This window comes from Rhodococcus jostii NBRC 16295 (genome assembly GCF_001894825.1).
In the GTDB taxonomy this organism is placed as follows: domain Bacteria; phylum Actinomycetota; class Actinomycetes; order Mycobacteriales; family Mycobacteriaceae; genus Rhodococcus_F; species Rhodococcus_F jostii.
The window spans coordinates 1-17998 of sequence record NZ_BCWY01000036.1; the positions used below are offsets into that span (position 1 = coordinate 1).

Here is a 17998-nt window from a genome sequence, read left to right on the forward strand (position 1 = left end):
GACAACACGAGAAAGAATCCGACAGGGCGGCTTGACAAATAGAGAGGCACCCCCTCTTGATACCCACCGCGGTGCGGTGCTCGTCGAGGACGGCGATCTTCTCCTCCAGCTGAGCGCGAACCTCGGGCGGGGCGGTGGCGGCCAGCCGTGTCAACCGGGCCGCCTTGGCGTGCAGCAGCTGCCCCTCCGCCTGCAGGCGGGCCAGTTTGATCCCGAGGCCGCGGTCGTCGTAGGTCCATCCCCGGTAATCCGAGGACAACCCACCGGGACCCTCTGCCACGATGGCGGCGGCACCCAGAGTGGACGGCGACCAATCGACCCCCACCGCGACCGCCCCGGCAGTGAGGTCGGCGGCAGGCACCATCTCGGTGGCCGCGCACCGCCACAGCAGGCCCCGGCCGTCGATGACCAGGGTCGGCAGATGCCAATCGGTGATCGCCCGGCCGAACAGATGCGCAGGGATGGTCGCGGTCAGCCGGACACTGCGCCACTGCGCCCGCCCCGCCGGGACGGGGCAGGTCGGCAGCTTCACCGTCAACACCAGCTCACCGTTCGTCGAGGTGATCTGCGCGAGTTGCCGATCGGCCGCCGAGAGCCGGGCCATCGCGCTCGTCTGCGGTGGTTCCTGCACGTCGGTGATCCGCACGTCGGTGATCCGCAACGGGCCGCCCGGTGCCCCGCCACCGCGGCGGGCGCGGGCAATCAGCTGGCGCCGCACGCCCCGCGCGAAAGCCGGTGGCACAGCGTCGCCCGGCCCGGCCGGCGGCGCCACAACCCCGGTGGTCGGATCGAATCGGGCCGACAGTGCCGTGATCGCGGTGTCGCGGTAGGCCAGGGTCCGCAAGGTGGCCATCACCTGCGCCGTCACCACCCGGCTCACCCGCGACGGCACATAGACCCCGACCGGGTAGATCGGAGTCCAGCCGAGGCGGGCCGCGGCGACATGCCCCTGTGCGGGCAGCCTGCGGTCCTGGCGGTCCAGCCCGGCGGCGAGGACATCGAACGTCGCCGGCTGCCACAGCCGCGACACCAACTCGCCACTCGCGGCGGTGATCAGGTCGAGCAGCCACCCCACCCGGGTGTCGACGTCGTCGAGGCCGATCGGCTCCCCGGTCACGCCGTCGACCGCCACATGGGCGCGGGTGGTGAACGCGAACTGCCGCGGCGCAGTCGATCCCGGCCTGGTCATGCCGGGCACAATGCACGATCGGCGAGCACCGTTGCGTTCGGAGATGACCTGCGATCGCCCGAGATGCTCATCGGTTAACCCTGTTCCAGCCGTGCGGCGGCGTCGCCCCGAAGCCAGTGATGATTCTGCTTCGACCCCGGCGGAGAGAACCGGCCGGACAACGATGCCAGCCGTGCCATGACGTCCTCCATCAAACTCCCCCCCAAGCGATGTGCCGCGCTTGCCTCGCAGGACCTCGACTGTAACGCCGACCTCCGACACTTAGCCTCTGAGAGGAGTCCGCAGGGCCGAACGTCCGACCGGGACACTTGGTGATCCCTGGCCTTTAAGTGGGTCGTCTGCGGGCTCGGTGTCTGGTCGAGCGGTGTCCTTGTTCGGGAAAGTGGAGCCGGCCGGTAGGCCTGGACCCCTGCTTGGAGAATGTCTGGGCCGTGGCCGCGATGGTCAGTCACCTGGTGAACAGGGATGTGGACCGACAGGAGCGATGACGATGGCATGGACGTTGGGGATCGACGTGGCCGTCCGGGCGGAGCATCAGGCGACGCTGGCCCGTGATGGTGCCACGGTATGGCGTGGCCGGAAGTTCTGGACACGGCCGGCCGATCTGGAACGGTTGTGGGCGGACTTGGACCTGCCCGATCCGGCTGAGCTGACCGTGGTGGTCGAGCCGACCCGGAACGCGTGGATCGTGCTGGCGGAGTGGTTCCGTCGCCACGGCGCACGCGTGGCGATGGTCCCGCAGATTCGGTGACCCGAACCGGTGCGCCGGGAAGGCAACCGGCCCTCCTATGCCGACTTGCGCACCCCCACTACCGACATGCCCAAGTATTCCCCAGTCTCACCAATTCGCATCGACAGACAGTGTCAGAACCTACTCGATAGTATTAGAAATGGTGGCAACAGTTGAGAGCCTCGCTGTCCCCCACCCGTTCGTCCGGTTCGGCTCACGGTTCCTGCGAACGATCGCGCGGCGCGGGTGGTTCGAACCGGTGATCGCCGCACCTGTCCTCGGCCCGCGACTGCTGGGCCGGGGACGTCAACGGTTGACGCACCACCTGCTGCGGGGCTTCACCAGCGACCGGAACACGTGGTCGGATGAGGACGTCGAACTCTTCGTCGGCCGGCTGCGTGAACCGGCCCGCGCGGGCGCCGCGTCCGCGCTGTACCGCCGTTTCGTCATGCCCGAGGCCGCGCGGATCATGACCGGGGCGTACGGGCACAGTCGGCTTCGCGCACCCACTCGGGTGCTCGTCGGCGCGGAAGACCCCATCGTGCGCCCGGAGTTCCTCGGCGGATTCGAGGAGCACACCGACGATTTCGGTATCGAGTTCGTGGACGGCGCCTCGCACTTCGTCGTCGACGAAAGGCCGGACGCGGTGCTCGAATACGTGCTCGAATTCTTCGCCTCGTCCTGACTGTCGTGCCCCAGCGCACTCTACGAGGCGGCGACCGGCACCTCACGTGTCGGCACGATGTTCCCCGAATGGTCGACTTCTCCCAGGGAGAATCCCACGCCGCGCACCGTGTGGACGACATACGGCGAACCGACGGCCACCAGCTTCCGCCGGAGCGAGCAGATGTACGCGTTGAGGACGTTCGTCTTCGACTCCACGGTCACACCCCACACCATGAGCATCAGGTCGCGGCGGGTGACGACTCTGTCGACGTTGTGGGCGAGCACGGTGAAGAGGATGAATTCCGTTCTGGTCAGCGTGGTGCGCAGCCCGTCGTGGTCGGGTTCGTGAGGCTCTTCGCACAGGCAGAGGTCCTGCGCGTCGGCAGGTGTGGTCGCGGGGACGTCGGGCTTGACGCGCCGGAGGATCGCGCGGAGTCGTGCGACGAGTTCGTCGGCACCGACCGGAATCTCCATCACGTCGTCGGCGCCGGCCTCGAGGAGGTCGCTGCGACGGTTTCCGGACCGGAAGGTGCCGATCACGACGACGGCGAGCGCGAACCGCATTGCCTTCAACGCGCGCACGGTGGTGAGGGCGTCGAGGTGTGGTGATCGCGCGTCGACGATGACGACGTCGGGTGGTTCGAGGCGGGACCGCACCGGTTCCGCGTAGGTTCTGGTGACGAAGAACCCCGCATTCCGCAGGCGGTCGACGACGGATCTGTCCACGTCGGCGTCGATGAGCAGCACACGGGGACGGGCGACGGCCGGGCTCGACACAGAGTTCATGCGGGTTCCTCCTGTTTTCGAGCCTCGCTGTGGGTGTGCCGGACAGATCAACAGGCGGCGAAGATCAAGTTCCCACGCCGCAGTTGATGACGATATCGACCGGAACTCCCCTATCGTTACCGTGGAGACCGCTGCATCACCCGATCGGGAGGTCGCTGTATGTCCCAGCTCCAGTACGTCGCGCTGCACGGGGACGAAGTCGCATACCGGATGAGCGGTGAGGGCGAGACGCTGCTGCTGGTCCACGGGATGGCGGGGAGTTCCGCGACGTGGCGTGCTGTTCTCCCTCAGTTGGAGCAGCGGTACCGGGTGCTGGCGCCGGATCTGCCGGGCCACGGCGACTCGGCCAAACCGCGCGGCGACTACTCGCTGGGCGCGTTCGCCGCGTGGCTGCGGGACCTCCTGCAGGAACTGGACATCGATCGGGTGACTGTGGTCGGGCAATCACTCGGCGGCGGGGTGGCGATGCAGTTCAGCTATCAGCATCCCGAACTGTGCGACCGCCTGGTCCTCATCGGCAGCGGCGGGCTGGGACCGGATGTGAACTGGACGCTGCGGTTGCTGGCCGCGCCGGGGTCGGAGTTTCTCCTGCCGTTGATGGCGCCCCCCGCGATTCGCGACGCCGGCAACAAGGTCCGCAGCTGGTTGGCGGCGGTGGGGATCCAGTCGGTGCGCGGCGACGAGATGTGGCACGCCTACTCGTCCCTGTCCGATCCGGAGACCCGTCAGGCGTTCCTGCGGACCTTGCGCGCCGTGGTCGATCACCGGGGGCAGGCGGTGAGCGCACTGAACCGCCTGTACCTGAACGCCGGTCTTCCCACGCAACTGATCTGGGGTGACTCGGACGGCATCATCCCGGTCGCGCACGGGTATGCGGCGCACGAGGCGATGCCCGGGAGCCGGCTCGCCGTCCTGAGCGGTGTCGGACACTACCCGCACCTGGAGGATCCCGCCGCGGTCGTGGACATCATCGACGACTTCGTCTCGACGACGCCGGCGCGCAGCTGAGCGGGCCACCGGGACGCTATTGCGCCACGGATCGTGCGGCTTCGGCCCTCACGCGGCGTCCGGTCACGAGGATGTAGACGCTGATCACCGCCACCCAGGCCGGGAACGCCAACGTCGTCCAGATGCTGAAGCTGACGACGACCAGCAGGGCCAGGGCGATCAGGTAGGTTGTCACGACGAGCCAGCGCGGCATCAGTCCGGTCCGGAGCCAGATCGTTCCCAGCGAGATCATGAACACCGCGGCCATGCGCAGTGCGTACACGTGGTTGATCTGCAGCATGATCTCGCGGCCGAAGTAGACGATCTCGTCCGCGGAACTGCCGGAGTGACGGGCGATCGCGAGGACGCCGCCCGCCGTTCCCATCGAGACGAAACCCATCGCGAGGAAGAGCAGTCCACTGCCCAGGAACACCGTCGCGAAGAAGCGGTCCTCGAGGTCGCCGAGACGGTCGCGGATCACGCCGATGAACCACAGGAAGGCGATTCCCGCGAAGGGGGCGAGCACGAGGGCCGTCTTGATCCGCGTCTCCCCGCTTCCCACCCAGGGTGTTTCGTCGAACGGGTCGGCCGGCAGTGCGGTGTGTATCAGGACGAGGCTGGTGGAGAAGAGTGCGGCGAAGACGATTCCCGCGACGGCCGCCGAGCGCGGCGTCCTCAGCAGGCGGAACTGCTTCTGGTCCTGCGTGTCGGCCATGAGGTAATCCTCGCTCGAGGGCGGAGCCGGAATCAGTGGTTCGCGTCAACTGGTCCGGCCCGGCGAGGAAACCGACCGAGGCGTCTGCTACGCCCGATTCGAGTGCGCGAACTGGCCTTTTCCCGGGGGGCGTGCACGTCGGATGCGTCGGCCTCCCGCTGGGCGGAACGCCGCATGGCGTGCCGGATGCCCGAGAACTGTGATGTCAATTACACATTCACGAGACCTCGACCACCGAATGTGACCACCCACCCCTACCGCCCGGCTCGGGCCTGCCGCAGTGCCGCGGCGGGGCCGGGAGTTCCCGTGCAGGTACCCGAAAGGACCTCGATGATGGTCACCCATGCGCCCAGCGGCGGATCGGCTCACTCGCGACAGCAGGACAGCACTGCCGAGCGATGGACGCCGCGCCTGATCTTCTCGCTCGCCTCGATCGTGTTACTCCTGGAGATGCTCGCGGTCAGCTACATGATGATCTCGATCGCGTTGCCGCAGATCGTCACCCACTACCAGACGACCCAGGGTGCGTGGCTGCTCACATCGTTCCTGCTGGTGGGTGCGATCACCTGTCCACTGATCGGCAAACTCGCCGACACACACGGCAAACGCAGGCTTCTGCTGATCGCCGTCGGCCTGTCGGCGCTGGGTTCGCTGATCTCCGCGGTCGCACCGACGTACGCGGTGCTGATCGCGGGCCGCTCCCTGACGGGTCTGCTCGTGCCCTGCCTGTTCCTGAGCTATTCGCTCATCCGGGACGTCTTCCCCACCCGGACGGTGGCGTTGGCGGTCAGTATCGCCACGAGTGGCATGGGACTCATCGCGATTCCCGCGCCGTTCTTCACCGGCTGGCTGATCGACAACTTCGGGTTCCGCAGCATCTTCTGGTTCTTCCTGGCAGGCCTGGTGATCCTCAGCGTGCTGATCCGGGCGACGACCGCCGAATCGTCGGTGCGTCTGCGGTCGCGGATCGACCTGATCGGCGCGGCGCTCCTGGGCGTCGGACTCGCGGGCATTCTCGTCGGGGTGAGCTTCGGACCGTCGTGGGGATGGAAGTCCGGGTCCACGATCGGTTTCATCGCCGGCGGTGTCGCCCTGCTGGTGGCGTGGGTCGTGTCTGCCCGCCTGCTCGCGGACCCGTTGATCGACATTCGGTTCTTCGGCAAGCGGCCCGTGTTCCTGACGGCGCTCGGCGCGGGATTCTGCTACGGCACGTCCTCGGTGTTCACGATCATGCTCCCGATGATGTGCATGACCCCGGCGATCCTGGGACTCGGCTACGGATTCGGAATCAGCGCAGAAGGATTCGCGATCTTCCAGGCGCCGTTGGGTGGCGCGGTGGTGATCGGCGGACTGATCGTCGGAACCTTGGTGCCCCGCAATGTCCGCCCGCGGATCCTGATGATCGTAGGCATGCTCGTGATGGCCGCGGCCTGCCTGCTCACGGCGACGATCCACGACGACAAGGCGCTCCTCATCGGTTTCGCCGCCCTCCTCGGCGTGGGAATGGGCATGGGCTACGCGTCGATCCCGAACCTGCTCATCGCCGCGGTGCCGCCGCAGCTGCAGGCGACGACGGCGAGCATGGTGGCGGTGTTCCAGAGCATCCTGCCCGCCATCCTGCCGGTGATCGCCTTCTCCGTGCTGAACTCGCACATCGCGACCGTCATGCAGGGTGCGGTCTTCTACACCGACACCGGTATCACGATCGCGTTCGTCATCGGCGCGATCTCCGCTCTGCTCGGTGCGATCGTGGCCTTTGCGCTGCCCCGACGGATCTCCCAGCTGAGCGCACCCGGCGCGGCGACCACGGCCGACGAGGACGCGGCGGTCGTCCTCGCCCACTAGCCACCCGACACCGTCGTCGCCGCGACTCCCCCGGGGGTCGCGGCGACGACGTGTCCCGCACTCCGTCGAAACCACTCCCGGCCGCCGGCCGAGTGGGAGGCTGGGAAGAGGAGACCGCTCTCCGGCTCGACTCGGACGACAGGAGACCACCATGCAACTTCCCACACTCGGCGACCTACCCGGCCGGATCGCGACCGGGGGTTTCATCCTCCACTCGGGGATGCAGAAGAGGTCGGCGGACGAGCAGACCGCCGGGGCCATTCACGGCATGGCGGCGGGGGCGTTTCCGTTCCTGAATGCGATTCCGCCGGAACGATTCATCAAGTTGCTGTCGGCCGCCGAGATCGGTACCGGCGCAGCGCTGCTCACTCCGATAGTGCCGACCCCACTGGCGGGTGCGGCACTCACCGCGTTCTCCGGGGGACTCGTGGCGATGTACGCCCGGACACCTGCTCTGCGGAATCCCGGCAGCATCTGGCCCAACGAGAACGGCATCGCCGTCGCGAAGGACGTGTGGATGCTCGGGATGGGGCTCGGCTTCGTGCTCGGCGGATTGTCGCGGTCCCGCAGCTGCTGACCACCGGGCGGTGAATCCGGCACCGTCTTTCGTCGCACCGACATCCGGAATGGTGGATTTACTGAATTTTTTTACGATATTCAAGAAAGTCATTGACTCGCTGAAGATCTTCACTATAGTTCGGTGAGTCAGGTCACCCCAGCGGGAGGAACGCCAATGACCACCGAGAGCCCGGCGCACACTCCCGCAGCAACGAGCGCGCTGCTGACCACCGTCGGTAACAAGGTTCGCTCGATGCGCAAGGAGAAGGGAATGACGCTTGCCCAACTCTCGGAAGTCACTGGTCTCAGCCAGGCGAGCGTCAGTCAGATCGAACGCGGTCTGGCCAACCCGTCCTTCACCACCCTGGCTCAGCTAGCCCACGGGCTGGACATCCCGGTCGGAAAATTCTTCATCGGCCAGCCGGACAGCAAGTCGCCTGTCGTGCGCAAACACGAGCGGCGCAATCTCATCGGCGTCACCAAGAAGTCGATGGGTGAGGCGGTCTACGAACTGCTCACTCCCGATCAGAACGGCGCTCTGGAGGCGCAGTGGATCGAAACCCCGCCCGGGCACGACACCAGCGCAACCCCGTTCCGTCACAGCGGCGAAGAATTCGGCATCATTCTGGCCGGCCGCAAGGACATCTACCTGGACGGGGAATGCCATTCCCTGGAGGCGGGTGACTCGATCACCTTCTCCTCGGACATTCCGCACTGGTACAAGAACAGCTACGAAGAGGTCTGCGTAGCGATCTGGGTCAACGCGCCACACGCGTGGTGAGCTCGGCGCCGAGCGCGCCCGGTACCACTACAGCTACGAAGAGGTATGCGTAGCGAATTGGGTCGACGCACCACACCGTGGTGAGTCCGGCGACCACCGCCGGCCGTCGTTCCAACCTTCCTTACTGTCGGGTCGCCTACGCGACCGGACACAACGCATCCCGTTGCCGTGATGCGTCATACCCTCTTGCACCCTCGAGGTGCCAGCGTAAGGACAAGACCATTGCTCGACACCACTGTCACCGCAGCGAAAAGGCAGCAACACCTCAGCCCTGAGGTCCGCAAAGGCCTCCTCGGCCTCGGCCTCGGCAATGCCCTCGAATGGTACGACTGGATGGTTTTCGGACTCCTGTCGGCCTTCATCGGACCCAACTTCTTCCCCTCCACCGACCCACTCAGCGCGACGCTGAACACCCTGGCCGTCTTCGCGGTCGGCTTCGCGTTCCGGCCGCTGGGCGGCGTCATGCTCGGCACCCTGGCGGACCGGATCGGCCGCCGCCGGGTCATGTTGATCTCCATCAGCACGATGGCCGTGACCACCCTCATCATCGCGATCACCCCCGGCTACGCCCACATCGGCGCCTGGGCCGGAGCCATTCTGGTCGCATGCCGGATCGTCCAGGGCGTCTCCACCGGCATCGAAGCGCCGCTCTCGACCGCCCACGCCGTGGAACTCGTCCCCGCCGGACGGGAAGGCCTCGTGGCGGGCGTCATGTCGTTCTACGTCAACCTCGGCGTTCTCCTGGCGTCCCTCGTCAGCTTCCTGTGCAGCCTGACCCTCGGCGGGGCGGCCATGGGCGAATGGGGCTGGCGGATTCCGTTCGCCATCGGCGCCGTCTTCGGCATCGTCGTCGTGTACCTGCGCCGCGCACTCCCCGAGACGATGCGCCCGGAGGAACTGGCGGACAACACCACCGGTGCCGTCTGGACCGGGGTCCGCAAGCACTGGCTCAGCGTCCTCGCCATCATCTTCGTGGTGGGTGCCGCCCAGGCCTACAACTACGCGTGGAACGTCGGGCTGCCGACGGCCGCACGCAGCAACTTCAAGGAAAATCCCACCGCGGTCTTCGCCTGGACGACGGCACTCGGTGTCGTCCTGGTCGTCGGCAGCTGGGTGGTCGGCAAGCTGACGGACGGCAAGGCCATGTCGACCTGGTTCCTCTGGACCCGAGCCCTGGCCGTCCCCGCCGTCTTCCTCATGCTGATGTACGTCCGACCCGGAATCGGCGGTTTCGCGGTCGTGCTGCTGGGCGGCTCGGTGATCCTGGTGCTGAACATGACCCTGTACAACGTGGTCAGCACCTCACTGATGCCGAAGAACTGCCGCGGAGCCGGGGTGTCACTGGGCTACGGCGTCGGCGTCGCGCTCTTCGGGGGCACCGCGTCCTACCTGCTCGTCTGGTTCCAATCCGTGAACGCCACCTGGATCTTCCCGGTCTACGTCGCGGTTCTCTCCATCCTCAGCATCGTCTTCTACCTGCTTGCCCGCCGTGTCAACGGCATCTTCGTCGGAAAGTAAGGACTTCACCACCCATGAGCACTCTCGATCTGCGCATCACCAGCCACGACCTCGTGGCACCCGTCGTCAACCGCTCCCAGGTACTCGTGGTGGGCGGTGGCCCCGCAGGTGTGGCGGCCGCCGTCACCGCGGCCCGTTCCGGAGCCAGTGTCACGCTGCTGGAACGTTACTCGTCGCTGGGCGGACTGGCGTCCGGCGGCATGGTGCTGGTCCTCGACGACATGATCAACGGCCAGGACATCACGGTCACCGGAATTGTCTCCGAGTACGTCGAACGACTCCAGGCCCTGGGCCTCGCCGTCGTCCCGCCCCGAGAGGACCGCACGACCTCCACGGAACTGTGGAACAAGTGGGGCCGCTACGGAACCTTCGACTTCCACTCCCACACCACTCCCAAACCGATCTGCTACGCCGCCGCCTTCGATCCCGACGGCTGGAAGCGCGTCTCCAACGACCTCGTTCGCGAGGCCGGCGTCACCCTCCGCCTGCACACCTGGTTCTCCCGTCCCATCGTCGACGACGGTGTCGTCACAGGTGTGGTGTGCGAAACCAAGTCCGGTCCCCAGGCGTTTCTCGCCGACGTCGTCATCGACACCACCGGTGACATCGACGTGGCATCCCGGGCCGGGGCCGGCCACATCAAGGACAGCTACATCACCACGCTCGTGTTCCGCCTCGGCGGTGTGGACACGGCGGCGGCCGAACGCTTCGAACAGGAGAATCCGAAGGAAGCCCGGGCGATCAACCGCAAGATCAAGCGACTCCTCGGCGGCGCCTGGGAACTGTGGTGGCTCAAGACCCCGCTCAACGGTGTGGTCTGGTGCAACGCCCCGCACATGAGCGGATTCGACGGCACCGATCCCGGTGACCTCACGTCCGCCGAGTTCGCGGCCCGCGACCGGATCAGCGAGGCCGTGGACTACGTCAAGGAGCACCTTCCGGGCTTCGGCGATTGCTACATCGTGGACGTCGCGTCCCAGTTGGGGGTCCGGCAGACCCGCCTCCTCGAGGGCGAGTACGTCATGACCAAGGACGACGTGACCACGCGGCGGCACTTCGCGGACTCCGTGGCCCGCGGACGCGACTACTACTACCCGTACCGGTCGCTGCTCCCCAAGGAAGTCGACCAACTGCTGGTGGCCGGGCGCCACTACTCCGCGACACCCGACGCGCAGAAGATGTCCCGCGAGATCCCGCCGTGCATGGCCATGGGGCAGGCCGTCGGCGTCGCGGCGGCCATCGCCGTCCGGGACGACGTGATTGTCCGCGGGGTGTCCGCCCTCGACATCCAGGCAGGCATGCGCAGTCACGGCGCCGACCCGGGCGACATTCCCTCCGCCAACGCCACCATCGACCAGGAAGCGACGGTATCGGCATGAGCACGACCACCGCAGAGTTGCATGACCTGTCCGCAGCACCCGCCGGCCCGGCCCCGACCGTGGTCTCGGACCGCGGGGTCCCCGGGCTGCCGTTGGCCGGGATCAAGATCGTCGACTTCACCCAGGTTTACATGGGCCCCAGCGCGACGCAGATGCTGGGCGACTACGGCGCGGACATCATCAAGGTCGAGCGACCCGGTGCCGGTGACATCGCCCGGAACTCGTTCCCCGACCCGGACGGGCAGGACAACCCGATCTTCCTGGCGATCAACCGCAACAAGCGCAGCATCAGCGTGGACACACGCAGCGAGGACGGCCGGGCGGTGCTGCGCCGGCTCATGAGCGATGCGGACGTGGTGGTCAGCAACTTCCGGGCCGGTGTCATGGAACGCATGGGTTTCGGTTACGACGAACTGAAGCAGGACAACCCCGGGATCATCTGGGCGTCCGGTACCGGTTTCGGGACGGAAGGTCCCTACTCCCACAAGGGGGGTCAGGACGCGATCGCGCAGGCATATTCCGGTGTCATGTGGCGTCGTGAGTCGGACGACGCGCCGCCCGTCGTCTACCCCACCACGTTGTGCGACTACACCACCGGCATGCACCTGATGCAGGGGATCCTGCTGGCGCTGCGTGCTCGCGAGCAGTACGGCACCGGGCAGAAGGTGGAGGTGACCATGTACGACTCCATGCTGCACATGCAGATGCAGGAGGCATGCATGCAACTCAACCGCGGTTACGAAGTCAATTGGGGCGCAATGCCTTTCACCGGCGTCTTCCCCACCACGGACGGAGCAGTCTGCATGGTCGGCGGATTCACCGCCGACCCGCTCCTGCACATCTCCCGTGCCCTCGGCCTGGACGAGGATCTCACGCTCCGGCCGGAGTTCGCCACGAAGGAACTCCAGTTCGACAACAAGCCGGCGTTGCAGGCGATCTTCCGGGACCGCTTCGCGACGAACACCACGGAGTACTGGACGCAGAAACTCGAGGAGGAGGGCCTGCTGAACGCGCCGGTGAACACCCTCGAGCAGACGTTGGCCGACGAGCAGACCCGGGTCAACGGCATGATCGTGGAAGCCGAACATCCCAGCGTCGGCACGGTGAAGATGCTCAACGCACCCATCCGGCTCTCGGCCACCCCACCCTCCATCCGGCACAGCGCACCCCGTCTCGGCGAACACAACGCCGAGGTGCTGAAGGAACACGGCTTCGACGACGACGCGATCGGCCGTCTGATCGAACTGGGGGTTCTCGCATGACCGGGAACGCCGACGACGTCATCCTGACGATCGACAACGGTGTGGCCACCGTAACGATCAATCGCCCGCACGTGCTCAACGCCGTCGACGGACCCACCACCGCACGCCTGAACGACATCTGGGAGCAGCTGGAACACGACCGCGGCATCCGCGCGGTGGTGGTCACCGGTGCCGGGCCGAAGGCCTTCTGCACAGGAGCGGACATGAGCTCCTCGGCGGTGGACAAGACCGGCCTCGAGTACTGGGCCGAGCTGGACGCCAACGGCTTCGGCGGACTGAGCCTGCGCACCACCCTCGACGTGCCGGTGATCGCGAAGGTCAACGGCTACGCGCTGGGCGGCGGCATGGAGATCGTTCTGGGTGCCGACATCGTGGTGGCATCGGACAGCGCCCGTTTCGGGCTGACGGAACCGCGCGTCGGTCGGCTGGCGCTCGACGGCGGTATCCATCAACTGGTGCGCCGGGTCCCCTACACCCAGGCCATGGGACTGCTGCTGACCGGACGTAAAGCCGGCGCAGCCGAGATGCAGGCCATGGGACTGGTCAACGAGGTGGTCCCGGCCGAGGAACTGGACGCCGCCGTGGACCGGTGGCTCGAGCAGATCCTGGCGTGCGCACCCACCTCGGTGCGGGCGGTCAAGCAGATGGTCACGCGCACCGGGCATCTCACCGCCGTCGAGGCGCGGGGGCTGCGGCTTCCCGCGCTCATGGACGCCTTGGACAGCAAGGACTCCGCCGAGGGCGTGCTGGCGTTCCAGGAGAAGCGCGCCCCGGTGTGGTCCGGCGAATAGCGGAACGGGAAAGGAAGCACTTATGCGTGAATCACTGGAACACGGGGTGTGGGGCGTTGTCGCCACACCGTTCATCGGCAGCACGCAGGATGTCGACACCGACAGCCTCGCGAATCTCGTGGAGCACTACGGGACGGTCGGCGCCGTCGGGTTGACGGTGCTGGGGGTGTTCGGTGAAGCCGCGGCACTGTCCACGGACGAACGGGCACTGGTCCTCGAGACGGTGACCGAGGCTTCGGATCTCCCGCTCGTGGTGGGGGTCACCGCCCTCGCCACCAGACCGGTCGTCGAGGAGATCCGCGCCGCCCAGTCCGTGGCCGGCGACCGGATCCGAGCGTTCATGGTGCAGGCCAACTCGGCCGACCCCGACGTCGTCACCGACCATCTGCAGGCCGTCCACCGTGTCACCGGCGCCCGCATCGTCCTCCAGGACTATCCCGCGGCCAGCGGTGTGACCATCGGCGCTGCGTCGGTAGCGGCCGTCGTGCGGCGTTGCGAGTTCGTGACGGCGGTCAAGGCCGAGGCGCCGCCGACATCCGTGGCGATCGCCGAACTGACTGCTGCCGTGGATGTTTCGGTCTTCGGTGGGCTCGGCGGGCAGGGCCTGCTGGACGAGTTGGCCTCCGGTGCGGCCGGCGCCATGACGGGATTCTCCTATCCGGAGGCGCTGGTGGCCTGCGTGCGGGCCTGGCGGCGGGGCGGGTACGAGGACGCACGCGACGTCCTGCAGCCCTTCCTGCCGCTCGTCAACTTCGAGCAGCAGGCCAAGATCGCTCTCGCCGTGCGCAAGGAACTGTTGCTGCAGCGCGGTCTGATCCGCGATTCCGCGGTCCGGGCACCGGCCGCAGGGTTCCCGGATGCGCTCCGGGACAGTCTGCGCAGGCACCTGTCCGAGGCTTCGCGAGCATGCGAGGCGCTCACGGCCGGGAGGATCTGATGGATCTCGGGATTGCCGGCAAGGCGGCTCTCGTCGCCGCCTCGACGGGCGGGCTCGGCCTCGCGGTCGCCCGCGCCCTGGCCGCCGAAGGTGCCCGCGTCGCGATCACCGGACGGCGCCGGGATCGTGCCGAGGAGATCGCGACGTCACTCGACGGTGCCATCGCCGTCGAGGCCGACCTGAGCACACCGGAGGGCACCTCGACCGCCATCGCCCGCACGGAGGCGGAGCTCGGACCGGTCGAGATCCTCGTCCTCAACGGTCCGGGACCGCGACCGGGCGCCGCGGCGACCCTGGGCTCGGACGATCTCACGGCGGCGTTCGATCTCCTGCTCCGCCCGCACCACGCGCTCGTCTCCCGGGTGCTGCCCGGCATGCGCGAGCGCCGCTGGGGTCGAGTCCTGGCCATCGGATCGTCCGGTATCGCCGCCCCACTGCCCAACCTGGCGGTGTCCAACACGGGGCGGGCCGCGCTGGCCGGCTACCTCAAGACCCTCGCCGCCGAGGTGGCCCTCGACTGCGTCACCGTCAACCTGCTGCTGCCGGGACGGATCGCGACCGACCGGGTCGCCGAACTCGACGTCGCCGCAGCGAAGCGGCGGGGTGTCACCGTCACCGACATCGAACTCGAATCCCGCAAGACGATCCCGGCCCGCCGCTACGGCGACCCCGTGGAATTCGGTGCCGCCGCCGCATTCCTGTGCAGCGCCCCGGCGTCGTACATCACGGGCGTCGCACTCCGATGCGACGGCGGCCTGATCCGCAACCTCTAGCCCTCCGGACCCAAGGACCACGATGACAACGACCATTCCCGAGACCACCGTCTCCGATCTCCCGCAGTCCACGCCGACGGCGCAGCACCTCATCGACGGCGAATGGCTGGGCGGGGCCGACACCCCGCGCTGGAACCCGGCCCGCCCGGACGAGCTCGCCGCCTACTCCCCCGGCGGCACCGCCGCAGAGGTGGACGCGGCCGTTGCGGCCGCCTCCGCGGCCCAGCCGGCCTGGGCGGCGCTCCCCGCACCGGCGCGGGGCGCGATCCTCATCGCGGCGGCCGCCCTGTTGCAGGAACGCCAATCCGCGGTGGCGGCGGATCTCGTCCGGGAGGAAGGCAAGACCCTCGCCGAAGCCCGCGGCGAAGTGAAACGTGCCGTGGACGTGTTGCGGTTCTTCGGTTCCCTCGGCTGGGCGAGCACCGGCGAGGTCCTGCCCAGCGGGCTGCCCGGGACCGGTATCACGACACGCCGCGAGCCCCTCGGCGTCTTCGCGCTCATCACGCCGTGGAACTTCCCCATCGCCATCCCGGCGTGGAAGACCGCCCCCGCACTCATCTCGGGGAACACGGTGGTGCTCAAGCCCGCCGAACTCACCCCCCTGTCCGCCACGCACCTCGCCCGCGCCCTCCACGACGCGGGCCTTCCCGCCGGGGTCTTGAACGTGGTGCACGGCAGGGGGCAGGTCGTGGGCGACGCCCTGGCACGCGATCCCCGGGTCGCGGGACTGTCCTTCACTGGGTCCACCGCCGTCGGGCTGCGGTTGCAGGACATCCTCAATGCCCGCCGGGCCCGGGTCCAGCTGGAGATGGGCGGTAAGAACGGTGTCCTGGTGCTCGACGACGCCCACAACGCAGCCCAGGTCGTGGCCGCAGGCGCGTTCGGTCTCACCGGGCAAGCCTGCACCGCCACGTCCCGCGTGTACGTCACACCCGGAATCCGCGACCAGTTCCTCGACGAACTGATCGAGCAGGCCGCGCTCTGCGTTCCGGGTGACGGTTCGGCGGACACGACCCGCATGGGTGCCGTGGTGAGCCGCCGACAGTTCGAGCAGGACCAGGCGGCGGTGCGGTCGGCCGTGGAGCGCGGCGCCACACTGCGGCACGGCGACTACGACGGCGACCCGTCCGCCGGGTTCTTCTTCCCCGCCGCGGTGCTCACCGATCTGCCGCTCGACGACCCGGCGGTCACCGACGAGATCTTCGGCCCGGTCGTCGCCGTCGTCGAGGTCGCCGACTACGAGGCGGGCCTCGCCGCCGTCAACGATTCTCGTTACGGGCTCACCGCGGGCATCTGCACGGACAGCCTGGCCCGGTCGACGGACTTCGCCGCCCGAGCGCAGGCCGGCATTGTCAAGATCAATCGCCCCACGGCGGGGCTGGACCTGAATGTGCCGTTCGGCGGCGTGAAGGACTCCTCCACCAACACGTTCCGGGAGCAGGGCCGCACCGCGGTGGACTTCTACACCTGGGGCAAGACCGTCTACACCGGAGTCTGATCCCGAGACGAAACCCGACCAGCCACGGCGGACGGCGGTATGTTGCGACGATGGCAGCCGCGTCTCCGGTCTCCGCGCGCAGCCGGCTCGTGTGGGTCGCGCCGGCGCTTCTGCTCGCGCTCATCTACGCGGCGTCGCTCACCGTCTACGGGCTGAGCAGCCGGGAGACCGGGGACGACGGACCGATCGCTGCCGGCCACGACGAGGTGATGGTGCTGGTGACGGCGAAGTCCCTGCAGCCGGCGACGGACCGGTTGCAGGCGGAGGTGACGATCGGCGTCGGTGCGGATTACCTTCACGCCAACGGCGACACGCTGAACCGGAACATCACCCTCCTGCTCCTCCCCACCACCAGCCACGAGGAAATCGTGTTCCGGGAGGGCGCCACCCCCACCACGTTCGACACCGAATTCATCACGGATGGGAACGCGGCCCTGTGGCCGTTCGACCGGTTCGAGGTGAATCCGATGGTGGTGGAGGCGTACGAGGGTCTCGGCGCCGCCCGCGAACTGGTGCCGACGGGCCTGCTGCTGGACGGCCGGGTCGACGGCTGGAAGGCGCGCGCCGAACCGGTGGAGGTCGACACCGACGTTTCCCGGAACGGCACCGGCGCCGAGGTGACGTTCGCACGCACCGGCGGAAACCTCATCTACGCCGGGATCCTACTGCTGATGATGACGACGCTCGCCGTGCTGGCCGCGTTCGTCGCACTGCAGACCTTCCGGCGCAAGCGGGCCGTCAACACCGACATGCTCGGATGGATGGCCGCGATGCTGTTCGCCGTGGTGCCGTTGCGCGGAATACTCCCGGGCAGCCCGCCGATCGGGTCGTGGGTCGACATCGCCCTCACCGTGTGGGTGGTCGCCACCCTCGTCGCGTCCTTGGCCCTCTTCGTGTTCTGCTGGTGGCGCGACAGCGAGGCGCCGACCCCCTGAGTGCACTCAGTCGATGCTCTGCAACTTCTTGCGCCGGCGATAGTCTGCGGCCTTGATCCGGTTGCCGCACTCCGCCATTCCGCACCAGCGGCGTGAGAAGCCGCGGGAGAGGTCTACGAACAACCGGGTGCAGTCCGGGTTCGAACACTCCTTCACCTTCGTCATCTCCGCCGATCCGATCAGCTCGATCGTGTCTCTGGCCAGGAGACTCAGGACGTTGTCGGGCGAGCCGGTGCTGGTTGTGTCGCGCTCGCGGGAGAGGGTCAGGGCGGGCAGCGGACCCCCGGCGGCGATGTTGAGAAGGCTGACCTCCTCCTGGGTCGCGCGGTGAGCGCTTCCGGTCAGCGACGCGGTGACGGCGCTGTAGATCGCCTCCCGGAGGCGCTGTGCGTCGGCGACGCTGCCGGACGACGGCGGGTCCATCTCGTCGCAGAGGTTCGCTCCGTCGACCCAGTGCCGAAGGTCTTCCGGCTTCTCGAGTAGTTCGGTGCGCAGCGTTCGACGCCACAGGATGGTGCCGGCGAAGTCGAGGCAATGCCGCCCACTCACATACACGAACTCGTTCACGTCACCATCTTGACAGGTGACGCGAACGAGTTCAAACTTCTTCCATGATTCCCGTCACCCCCTAGGGTGGTGACGCTACTG

The 17998-nt window shown here is 67.7% G+C and carries 16 protein-coding genes and 2 pseudogenes; 14 read left to right on the forward strand and 4 right to left on the reverse strand.

What is annotated here, in order from left to right; all coding sequences use genetic code 11:
- A pseudogene (locus RJ1_RS22680) lies at positions 1-1189 on the reverse strand (transposase); the annotation flags it as partial.
- A 490-nt stretch (positions 1190-1679) separates the two neighbouring features.
- Between RJ1_RS22680 and RJ1_RS47835 the strand changes: the two are divergent.
- Positions 1680-1928, forward strand: a pseudogene (locus RJ1_RS47835) (IS110 family transposase); the annotation flags it as partial.
- Positions 1929-2079: 151 nt separating this feature from the next.
- Positions 2080-2604: an alpha/beta fold hydrolase gene (locus RJ1_RS22690; RefSeq protein WP_240320122.1), complete on the forward strand. Its 525-nt coding sequence runs from the start codon at positions 2080-2082 to the stop codon at positions 2602-2604.
- Between the two features lie 20 nt (positions 2605-2624).
- On the opposite strand, the gene RJ1_RS22695 is transcribed toward RJ1_RS22690, so the two are convergent.
- Positions 2625-3371, reverse strand: coding sequence for a response regulator transcription factor (locus RJ1_RS22695; RefSeq protein WP_073364184.1), 747 nt, complete (start codon positions 3369-3371; stop codon positions 2625-2627).
- A gap of 159 nt (positions 3372-3530) precedes the next feature.
- Between RJ1_RS22695 and RJ1_RS22700 the strand changes: the two genes are divergently transcribed.
- Complete coding sequence (locus RJ1_RS22700; RefSeq protein ID WP_073364185.1) at positions 3531-4379, forward strand: alpha/beta fold hydrolase; 849 nt, start codon at positions 3531-3533, stop codon at positions 4377-4379.
- A gap of 16 nt (positions 4380-4395) precedes the next feature.
- Here the strand turns inward: RJ1_RS22700 and RJ1_RS22705 are convergent, their stop codons facing one another.
- The gene (locus tag RJ1_RS22705) at positions 4396-5073 is read right to left on the reverse strand and encodes a hypothetical protein (RefSeq protein ID WP_073364187.1); all 678 of its coding nucleotides are present in this window, start codon (positions 5071-5073) and stop codon (positions 4396-4398) included.
- Between the two features lie 330 nt (positions 5074-5403).
- Between RJ1_RS22705 and RJ1_RS22710 the strand changes: the two genes are divergently transcribed.
- From RJ1_RS22710 to RJ1_RS22760, 11 genes are all read left to right on the forward strand, one after another.
- Positions 5404-6918 (forward strand): MFS transporter, encoded by a 1515-nt coding sequence (locus RJ1_RS22710; protein ID WP_073364189.1) that lies wholly within the window; start codon positions 5404-5406, stop codon positions 6916-6918.
- A gap of 151 nt (positions 6919-7069) precedes the next feature.
- The gene (locus tag RJ1_RS22715) at positions 7070-7495 is read left to right on the forward strand and encodes a hypothetical protein (RefSeq protein WP_073364190.1); all 426 of its coding nucleotides are present in this window, start codon (positions 7070-7072) and stop codon (positions 7493-7495) included.
- Between the two features lie 123 nt (positions 7496-7618).
- Positions 7619-8257 carry a helix-turn-helix domain-containing protein gene (locus RJ1_RS22720; RefSeq protein WP_240320120.1) on the forward strand — a complete coding sequence of 213 codons (639 nt, stop codon included), beginning with the start codon at positions 7619-7621 and terminating at the stop codon, positions 8255-8257.
- Between the two features lie 222 nt (positions 8258-8479).
- Entirely contained in the window at positions 8480-9775 is a 1296-nt protein-coding gene (locus tag RJ1_RS22725; RefSeq protein ID WP_143049037.1) for an MFS transporter, read from the forward strand.
- A 14-nt stretch (positions 9776-9789) separates the two neighbouring features.
- A complete protein-coding gene (locus RJ1_RS22730) occupies positions 9790-11154 on the forward strand; it encodes an FAD-dependent oxidoreductase (protein WP_073364195.1) in 1365 nt (454 codons plus the stop codon).
- The gene (locus tag RJ1_RS22735) at positions 11151-12416 is read left to right on the forward strand and encodes a CaiB/BaiF CoA transferase family protein (protein ID WP_073364197.1); all 1266 of its coding nucleotides are present in this window, start codon (positions 11151-11153) and stop codon (positions 12414-12416) included. Before RJ1_RS22730 ends, RJ1_RS22735 begins: the two co-directional genes overlap by 4 nt.
- On the forward strand, positions 12413-13207 hold the full coding sequence (locus tag RJ1_RS22740) for an enoyl-CoA hydratase-related protein (RefSeq protein WP_073364198.1): 795 nt from the start codon (positions 12413-12415) through the stop codon (positions 13205-13207). Before RJ1_RS22735 ends, RJ1_RS22740 begins: the two co-directional genes overlap by 4 nt.
- A gap of 22 nt (positions 13208-13229) precedes the next feature.
- Positions 13230-14144 carry a dihydrodipicolinate synthase family protein gene (locus tag RJ1_RS22745; protein ID WP_073364200.1) on the forward strand — a complete coding sequence of 305 codons (915 nt, stop codon included), beginning with the start codon at positions 13230-13232 and terminating at the stop codon, positions 14142-14144.
- Positions 14144-14917 carry an SDR family oxidoreductase gene (locus RJ1_RS22750; RefSeq protein ID WP_073364201.1) on the forward strand — a complete coding sequence of 258 codons (774 nt, stop codon included), beginning with the start codon at positions 14144-14146 and terminating at the stop codon, positions 14915-14917. Before RJ1_RS22745 ends, RJ1_RS22750 begins: the two co-directional genes overlap by 1 nt.
- Before the next feature lie 22 nt (positions 14918-14939).
- Entirely contained in the window at positions 14940-16415 is a 1476-nt protein-coding gene (locus tag RJ1_RS22755) for an aldehyde dehydrogenase family protein (RefSeq protein ID WP_073364203.1), read from the forward strand.
- A gap of 50 nt (positions 16416-16465) precedes the next feature.
- Positions 16466-17350 (forward strand): DUF8686 domain-containing protein, encoded by an 885-nt coding sequence (locus RJ1_RS22760; RefSeq protein WP_073364204.1) that lies wholly within the window; start codon positions 16466-16468, stop codon positions 17348-17350.
- Between the two features lie 6 nt (positions 17351-17356).
- Here the strand turns inward: RJ1_RS22760 and RJ1_RS22765 are convergent, their stop codons facing one another.
- Complete coding sequence (locus RJ1_RS22765) at positions 17357-17917, reverse strand: CGNR zinc finger domain-containing protein (RefSeq protein ID WP_073364206.1); 561 nt, start codon at positions 17915-17917, stop codon at positions 17357-17359.
- Positions 17918-17998: the final 81 nt, after the last annotated feature.

Coding starts and splice junctions, on each gene's coding strand:
- RJ1_RS22690 (WP_240320122.1), top strand. CDS start 2,080: ATGGTGGCAACAGTTGAGAGCCTCGCTGTCCCCCACCCGTTCGTCCGG.
- RJ1_RS22735 (WP_073364197.1), top strand. CDS start 11,151: ATGAGCACGACCACCGCAGAGTTGCATGACCTGTCCGCAGCACCCGCC.
- RJ1_RS22745 (WP_073364200.1), top strand. CDS start 13,230: ATGCGTGAATCACTGGAACACGGGGTGTGGGGCGTTGTCGCCACACCG.
- RJ1_RS22700 (WP_073364185.1), top strand. CDS start 3,531: ATGTCCCAGCTCCAGTACGTCGCGCTGCACGGGGACGAAGTCGCATAC.
- RJ1_RS22755 (WP_073364203.1), top strand. CDS start 14,940: ATGACAACGACCATTCCCGAGACCACCGTCTCCGATCTCCCGCAGTCC.
- RJ1_RS22710 (WP_073364189.1), top strand. CDS start 5,404: ATGATGGTCACCCATGCGCCCAGCGGCGGATCGGCTCACTCGCGACAG.
- RJ1_RS22750 (WP_073364201.1), top strand. CDS start 14,144: ATGGATCTCGGGATTGCCGGCAAGGCGGCTCTCGTCGCCGCCTCGACG.
- RJ1_RS22730 (WP_073364195.1), top strand. CDS start 9,790: ATGAGCACTCTCGATCTGCGCATCACCAGCCACGACCTCGTGGCACCC.
- RJ1_RS22760 (WP_073364204.1), top strand. CDS start 16,466: ATGGCAGCCGCGTCTCCGGTCTCCGCGCGCAGCCGGCTCGTGTGGGTC.
- RJ1_RS22715 (WP_073364190.1), top strand. CDS start 7,070: ATGCAACTTCCCACACTCGGCGACCTACCCGGCCGGATCGCGACCGGG.
- RJ1_RS22740 (WP_073364198.1), top strand. CDS start 12,413: ATGACCGGGAACGCCGACGACGTCATCCTGACGATCGACAACGGTGTG.
- RJ1_RS22705 (WP_073364187.1), bottom strand. CDS start 5,073: ATGGCCGACACGCAGGACCAGAAGCAGTTCCGCCTGCTGAGGACGCCG.
- RJ1_RS22695 (WP_073364184.1), bottom strand. CDS start 3,371: ATGAACTCTGTGTCGAGCCCGGCCGTCGCCCGTCCCCGTGTGCTGCTC.